This window comes from Microcystis sp. M083S1, assembly GCF_020246405.1.
GTDB lineage: Bacteria > Cyanobacteriota > Cyanobacteriia > Cyanobacteriales > Microcystaceae > Microcystis > Microcystis aeruginosa_C.
The window spans coordinates 1-7,680 of record NZ_JADBTB010000093.1 but is presented as its reverse complement, the minus strand read 5'-3'; the positions used below and the strand labels follow the sequence as shown (position 1 = coordinate 7,680).

Here is a 7,680-nt window from a genome sequence, read left to right as displayed (position 1 = left end):
TTTCAACAATAGCCGCTCTCTGCACTTCTTCTTAGGTGCATGGCCGGTAATCGGTATCTGGTTTACGGCGATGGGTGTTAGCACCATGGCGTTCAACCTCAACGGTTTCAACTTCAACCAGTCGATTCTCGATTCTCAAGGACGTGTAATCGGTACTTGGGCTGATGTGTTAAACCGCGCTGGTATCGGTATGGAAGTAATGCACGAGCGCAACGCTCACAACTTCCCCCTAGACTTAGCTAGTGGTGAACAGGCTCCTGTAGCTCTGACTGCTCCTGCTATCAATGGTTAATTCCTAGTCTGAACGAAAAGGCACTCCCGCGAGGGGGTGCTTTTTTGTTGTTTGATTATACTCATATTTTCCTTTTTTAAGGAAAATATGGAGTGATTTGACTCGATAAAATTGCTGTGTCAGTTCAGCTGCATCTTTAACCCAAAGGACAAGAGCGACTATAGAAGGTTAATAGATGAAGTTTTTGTTATCATTAAGTAGCTGGTTATAATTAAATTAAAAATAGATTTTAGGTTCGATCCCCCCTGCCCCCCTTGATAAGGTAGGGTTGATTCATGAATCAACCCTACCCTTGATAACGGGGGTGTCTGATAATTTTTAACGCCTACCTACTTAAAACTGAGAGATTTTCATTAAGAGTTATAGTAAATCCCGTTATAATAGGGTGAGTAAAGACGAGGAATTGACGCTCACCGAAGCACTCATGGGAGGGATTCTTGGTTCAACGAGTCCACTTAAACTAGATACCTTGCGTTATCCAACCCAGAGGTGGTTCTCACTCTTGCGAGTTACTTTTCGTGCGCCCCACGTTAGTTGTATTTCTACAAAGTTTGCTTGAATTGAAACGTTAGCTTCAAATACTGCTTTGTCTAGTTCCTGCAAAGACTTTACATCACGAGCCGGCGAGAAACTAGAACTATTGAGTAGAACCCTGTATCTTTAATTGTCAGGGTGCAGATAGCGTAGTGATTAGACTACATGGATTTTTAAAGCGGTTGATTACCCTATCCGCTCTACTTATACAGTAGCTAATTTTCATGAGTAGGCTTCGGCCGTGAGATCAGCGTTCGACCGAGCTCACGCCGAGGTCCGAACGGTCAAGACCCTTAAAAGAAGAAGTTATTCGAGATATGGAAACTACTCCCAACAAATTTATACCCAAGTAGTTTGTTCCTTGTCGCCAACGGCTATCTTATCTACTCGCGCCTAGAAATTAGTTGAATTGACCCAACACTTTCAGCGACAAAATATCTGATTAATTGTGTATCAGTGCGTTTGACACTCCCGTGGCTAAAAGCGAGGGATTCTTGGTTCATAGAGTTTCCTTAACCTGACAGGACGTATCCAACCAAACTAGAGGGAATCTCTCCCCAAGCGTATTAGTTTCCGTGTGTCCCACGGTACTTAGTCTCTTTTTGAGAATGTTGATAGCGGCGTTAATATCTCTATCTTCTACATAGCCACAGTCAGGACAAATATGGGTTCTTGTAGATAGAGATTTAGGTACTTTTTGACCACAATTAGAACAGTTTTGACTCGTGTTATGGGGGGCTACTGCTACTGTAGCCTTACCATATTTAAAACCAAAATATTCTAACCATTGCCGAAAAGTTGACCAAGCCACATCATTGATAGATTTAGCTAGTTTAGAGTTTTTTACCATGCCTTGAATATTTAAGTTTTCGTAAGCGATGAAATCGTTAGATTTAATGACGCGCAATGCCTCTTTTTCGACAAAGCCTTTACGTTGCCTACTTACTCTTAAATGCTTTCTAGCATATCTCTTTCTGTCCCTTTGGTAGTTGTTTGATTGGGGTTGACCTTTTCTAAACTTTTTGGATTTTTTCCGATTCAAACGGCTTAATCTTTTTTCTGCCTTGCGATAGTATTGTGGTATCTCTACCGTTTCCCCATCACTGTTAGCGTAGAAAACTTTTAAACCTACATCCAATCCTACACATTTCTTTGTTGGTTCTAGGGGTTTAGCGTATTCCCGAATATCAACACTAAGACAGAATTGGACATAGTAACCGTCTGCTCGTTTAACAATCCTAACTCATTTAATTTGGTCTAGAGGGTAAAAGTTTAGATCTCTGGTTCATTTCAGTTTAACCGTCCCAATGTTTTTCTTATCTGTGAAAGTAATTTTTTTTCTATCCTCCGATAGTTGACCTCCACAGTTTTTATATTCCACAGAACGATTATTTTTCTGAAACTTAGGATAACCCTTTTTACCTTTAACCTTTTTCTTACAATTGTCATAGAAACGAGCAATAGACGACCGGGCCCGTTCTGCGGCTCGACTGAGCATCGCCGAACGTCCGATGCTTGTCTAGCAGTAGAATTTAGAGTATCGACAAACTTAAACTGTGTTGACATTGAGCTTTTACGTTGACATTGAGCCTTTACATTGAGCCTGTCGAAATGTGTCGAAATGTGTCGAAATGTGGACACTGAGCTTTTACATTGAGCCTTTACATTGAGCCGGTCGAAATGTGTCGAAATGTGTCGAAATGTGGACACTGAGCCTGTCGAAGTGCTGTTTTATATTGGTCGGGGTTTCATCCCGTCTCTAAAAGCGAGGGTCTTCAGACATTTGAGATAAATGTTGCCGATTTACCTTCCCGGAAGCTAGGAATCTGTGCTAAGTTGTTGCAAGGATTATCTTCTGAGGCAGCCCTCAGAAGATAGACCATCAATCGAGATCAACTTTATCCTTTTTAACCTTGAGAGTTTGAAAAATGACCAAAAATCAGCAACTTTTGGCGAAAATGGGGGGGGGGAGCCTTGCTCTCCTTCTTTCCTTGAGCTTAGGACAACAAGCTTCTGCCACCACCCTCGTTAGCAACCTACCTCCCATAACAGTATCTGTTATGGGATACCCAGTAAAATTTGATGAATGGTTACGTTCAAGTTTTACGACTGGCAGTGGCAGTTATGGTTATACTATTAACTCGGTCACTCTTCGGTTAGCAGAAATGACTGCAAATCCCAATTTATTTGTCAGGCTCTATAACGACAGCAGTGGAGGACTCGGTAGTCAGATAACCAGTTTTACTAACCCTAGTTTCACTCCTAACATTACCAACGATTACATCTTTACCCTTACTAATCCGCAAACATTAGCCTCTAATACTGACTACTGGTTAGTTGCGGGGATTTCAGACGGCATTGGGGAATATCTATGGGCATTTACTCAATCACCCGACCAAACAGGGCTTCCTGACTGGTCGATTGGTGATAATCCCTTTAATAGTACTGATCAAGGAGGTACTTGGAATAATAGTTTTGCTACTCCATTTAGCGCTTTTCAATTCAGCGTTAACGGGACAGAAAACACTTCTCCCCCTCCCCCTACTAACATTCCTGAACCGGGTTCCGTTGTTGCCTTGTTAGGATTAGGAGGATTGGGGTTAGCCTCTAGGCTGAAAAAACTCTCTACTCGTGCTTAGAAATTAGCTGAATGGAAACATCTTTCCGTCATCAGTCTTCGATGTCTTGGTAAACGAGGGAATATCCTAGCGACTCCCTGACTTTCATTGATAAATCTTCTTGACCTTATCGTGATATAGAGATTTATCAAAGCACGATTAACTTCTGTAAATAAAAACAAATTACCGCTAATTTTTCGATCAAAAAAAAGTATTTCTCAGGCAATTTTTCCCGTATCGAAGTATTAGCGGTGTGTTTTTTTATTATTGAACCAACGAGAAAAGTTTTACTTTAACGAAAGCACTTTCGGATCTTCTCGACTTTGTGTGACAAGTGTGCCATAAGCTTCGGGAAATCTAGCCGCCGCGAGTGCCACCTAATCTCCTTCTCGGTAGAATTCTGGGAAAAGAACGGTGGGGGGGGAATTACGGTTAAAAACTTTTTCTATGTACATGACTGCCATTTTAGCAAATAGGCTTTATCCCTTTCTATTAAGAAATATTACAATAAACATGGGGACATTAAGAAAAGTTAATGGGTGTATACATTGACGGATAAGGGTTTTCAGCTATTATAGTATATATGTATGAGGAAATTTTTCTTCTGGCGGGATGTTACTAGACTAACCGCCCAAGGGAAAAAATAGGAATTCTCTTCGGGCATTTTTGGCTTTTACGGTAAACTCAGAGGGGGAATATATCCCCTATCTGGCTTTAATCTGAACTGAGGTTAACCACAGCTAATTCTAATGTTGTCCCTTCCTTTTCTAGCTCCTTTTTGCTAAAACTTAACCCTTCATCCAAACAATCAATTACCACCGTATCCCCTTCCATAAAAGCTTGTTCGAGAATTTTTGTGGCTAAAGGATTCTCTAACTCCCGTTGGATAGCGCGTTTTAAAGGTCGCGCACCGTAGGTGGGGTCGTAACCAACAGTAACAATATGATTTTCTGCGGCCGTAGTTAATTCTAGATTAATTTTTTGTTCTGCTAATAATCTTTCCAGACGCTGTAATTGCAGACGAACAATGTAACGCAATTCTTCTTTTTTCAGGGTATGGAAAATAATTAAATCGTCGATACGATTCAAAAATTCGGGACGAAAATGACTCCGCAAAGCTGTTAAAACCCGTTTCCGCATCTCCTCATAATCGGCATCTTCGGAAACATTTAAAATATGGTCACTGCCAATATTACTGGTCATGACGATAATCGTATTCCGAAAATCCACCACTCGCCCCTGAGAGTCGGTAATGCGCCCATCGTCAAGCACTTGTAATAAAATGTTAAAAACATCCCGATGGGCCTTCTCCACTTCATCCAATAAAACCACAGAATAGGGACGACGACGCACCGCTTCCGATAGTTGTCCCCCTTCCTCGTAACCCACATAACCCGGAGGAGCGCCGATTAACCGCGAAACCGCGTGTTTTTCCATGTATTCCGACATATCGATGCGAACCATGGCTTCTTCTGAGTCGAACAGTAACCCCGCCAAGGCCCGCGCTAACTCGGTTTTACCCACTCCTGTGGGTCCCATAAATAGGAATGAACCAATCGGACGGGAGGGATCTTTCATTCCCGCGCGTGCGCGTCGAATCGCCGCTGCTACTGCCGTGACCGCTTCATTTTGTCCGACAACTTTTTTCTGTAAATGAGACTCTAATTCTAATAATTTTTGTCGTTCCGATTCCATTAAACGATTGACGGGAATTCCTGTCCACCGGGCGACTATTTCGGCGATATCGGCATCAGTTACCTGTTGTCTTAATAGGGTCGAACCTGCCGCTTGAATAGTTTCTAGTTCTTTTTCTTTTGCTTCTAATTCCCCTTGTAAAATTTCTAGTTTGCCATACTTTAATTGGGCCGCTTTATTGAGATCATAAGCACGTTCGGCCTGTTCCACCTGTAGGCGCAATTGTTCTTCTTCCTCTCGTAATAATTTAATTTCCTCGGCGATATGTTTCTCCGTTTGCCATTGGTCAGCGAGAGGCTTTTGTTTACTTTCTAATTCCTCAATTTCTTCGATAATTCTTTCTAAACGCTCTTGAAAAGCTCGATCTTTTTTCTCCTCTTTTTCTAAGGAGAATTTTTCCATTTGTAACTGCATTAAGCGACGATCTATCATTTCCAAATCGGCGGGTTTAGTGGTACTTTCTACCTCTAATTTGGCCGCCGCTTCATCGACTAAATCGATCGCTTTATCCGGTAAAAAACGATCGCTAATATAACGATGGGATAGGGTAGCTGCTGCCACTAGGGCCGAATCGGTAATTGTCACCCCATGATGCAGCTCATAACGTTCTTTTAAACCCCGGAGAATTGAGATAGTATCCTCCACGGAAGGTTCCTTAATATAAACCTGTTGAAAACGTCTTTCTAAAGCGGGGTCTTTTTCAATATGATTGCGATATTCATCTAAAGTTGTCGCCCCAATACAGCGCAATTCCCCCCGAGCTAACATAGGTTTTAATAAGTTGCCTGCATCCATCGATCCACCTTCCCTAGAACCCGCACCGACAACGGTATGTAGTTCATCGATAAAGAGAATAATTCGCCCTTCTGATTGGGTAACTTCTTTCATGACTGACCGCAATCTTTCCTCGAATTCCCCTCGATATTTTGCCCCAGCGATTAAACTTCCCATATCGAGGGAAATTAACTGACGATTTTTCAAAGATTCGGGAACATCTCCGTTAACAATCCTTTGGGCTAATCCTTCAGCGATAGCGGTTTTTCCTACCCCCGGTTCACCGATTAAAACCGGGTTATTTTTCGACCGTCGCGAGAGGACTTGTACCACCCGTCGAATTTCTTCATCGCGACCGATAACCGGGTCTAATTTGCCTTCTTTGGCCGCTGCTGTTAAATCCCGGCCATATTTATCTAAAGCTTCGTATTTTTCCTCTTGATTGGGTTCAGTAACCTTTTGAGTACCGCGAATTGCTTTGATAGCTAATTCTAAATCTTGGGGGTCAAGATTGAAAGTGCGTAAACATTTCCGGCCAACCCTTTCATCTTCGGCAAAACCGACGAGAAGATGTTCGACGGAGATAAATTTATCTTGCCAACTTTCCCTGGATGCTTCCGCTCGATCGAGCAGCAGATCCAGACCACGACCTAGGTATAATTGATCGACGATGGCCACTTTCGGCTGTCGGTTGGTGAAGACTTCTAGCTGTTGTTGCAGTCGCGGAATTTCTATATTAGCTTTTTGTAAAATCCGGGTGGCTAGACCGTTATTCTGCTCTAGGAGGGCAATAATAACGTGTTCCACCTCTAAGGTCTGGTTTTTGAAGCGTCGCGCAATTTCTTGCGATTTAACGATTGAATCCCAAGCTTGTTCGGTAAATTTATTCGAGTCTGTGGGTTGCATTCTGCACCAATGAGGAAAGCCAGTGTCAGAGGTATAGTATAGCAAGGAGTCTCGATCGATCACAAAGTTCTAGGATCGACAAAAGCTCTGACTTGAAAGAGGGTGTAGGGTGTGGGGTGTAGGGTGTAGGGTGTGGGGTGTGGGGTGTAGGGTGTAGGGTGTGGGGTGTGGGGTGTGGGGTGTGGGGTGTAGGGTGTGGGGAGAATAAATAAAAAAGTCTCCTATCTCCTATCTCCTGACTTGAAAATACAAGCTGAAATAAGGCAAATTCGTCAATCATACTAAATCCGTTGAGTATAGGCCACATATCAGGAAAGGCACTCCTGGGAGTGGAGTGACTCTCAAATTATTACAGATGCGTCAGCGGCTGCGTGTAAGCATCCCACCGAAAAACTAATGCGCGGGGGGTTTGGGGGCGGCGCCACGCCCCCAACGGGGGGTTTGGGGGGTAGAACCCCCCAAAAGCTTGGATTGAGTAATCAGATCTGAAGTAATACGGCCATCCGTTGAGTCTAGGCCACATATCAGGAAAGAAACTCCTGCAAAAGGGGGAATAAATAATCAGTTTTTAATAACCGGATTTAGGATCAGAATATTTTCATCGGAAATTTTGGGTCTGAAACCCCGCCGTTCTAGGTTGGCTTTACGTTAGAATTAAAAGGCCAGTCTCGAAAACCCAGTGGACGGCGCAGCACCGTTCGGCTGAGCTCACGGCCGAAGCCTTGAAAACTCGGCTTAGGGGGTTCCGACCAGAAAAGCTTGGCCGGGTAAAAAGTCGCGCGCAACAAGTACAAGAAGCTATAGGCGGTCAACGTACCGTGGGACACACGGAATCGGGCTTCTGAAATGGGGCGAAAGTCT

Annotated in this window: 4 protein-coding genes and 1 pseudogene; 2 read left to right on the top strand and 3 right to left on the bottom strand. The window is 43.2% G+C overall.

Features of this window, described 5'->3' with window-relative positions; translation table 11 throughout:
- Nucleotides 1–292, top strand: a 292-nt coding sequence (locus IM450_RS09375; protein ID WP_287668711.1) for a hypothetical protein, incomplete at its 5' end; no start/stop codon positions are given.
- 1,033 nt (nt 293–1,325) lie between these two features.
- Here IM450_RS09375 and IM450_RS09370 read toward each other — a convergent pair.
- Nucleotides 1,326–2,386, bottom strand: a pseudogene (locus IM450_RS09370) (RNA-guided endonuclease InsQ/TnpB family protein); the annotation flags it as partial.
- 368 nt (nt 2,387–2,754) lie between these two features.
- Here IM450_RS09370 and IM450_RS09365 point away from each other — a divergent pair.
- Nucleotides 2,755–3,465: a choice-of-anchor R domain-containing protein gene (locus IM450_RS09365; protein ID WP_287668709.1), complete on the top strand. Its 711-nt coding sequence runs from the start codon at nt 2,755–2,757 to the stop codon at nt 3,463–3,465.
- 693 nt (nt 3,466–4,158) lie between these two features.
- Here the strand turns inward: IM450_RS09365 and clpB are convergent.
- Together clpB and IM450_RS09355 are read right to left on the bottom strand one after the other, a co-directional pair.
- Nucleotides 4,159–6,819, bottom strand: a complete 2,661-nt coding sequence (gene clpB, locus IM450_RS09360; protein WP_002801344.1) for an ATP-dependent chaperone ClpB — start codon at nt 6,817–6,819, stop codon at nt 4,159–4,161.
- A 632-nt stretch (nt 6,820–7,451) separates the two neighbouring features.
- Nucleotides 7,452–7,680 (bottom strand): hypothetical protein (locus tag IM450_RS09355; protein WP_287668707.1); only part of this gene is annotated, 229 nt, incomplete at its 5' end.

Coding starts and splice junctions, on each gene's coding strand:
- IM450_RS09365 (WP_287668709.1), top strand. CDS start 2,755: ATGACCAAAAATCAGCAACTTTTGGCGAAAATGGGGGGGGGGAGCCTT.
- clpB (WP_002801344.1), bottom strand. CDS start 6,819: ATGCAACCCACAGACTCGAATAAATTTACCGAACAAGCTTGGGATTCA.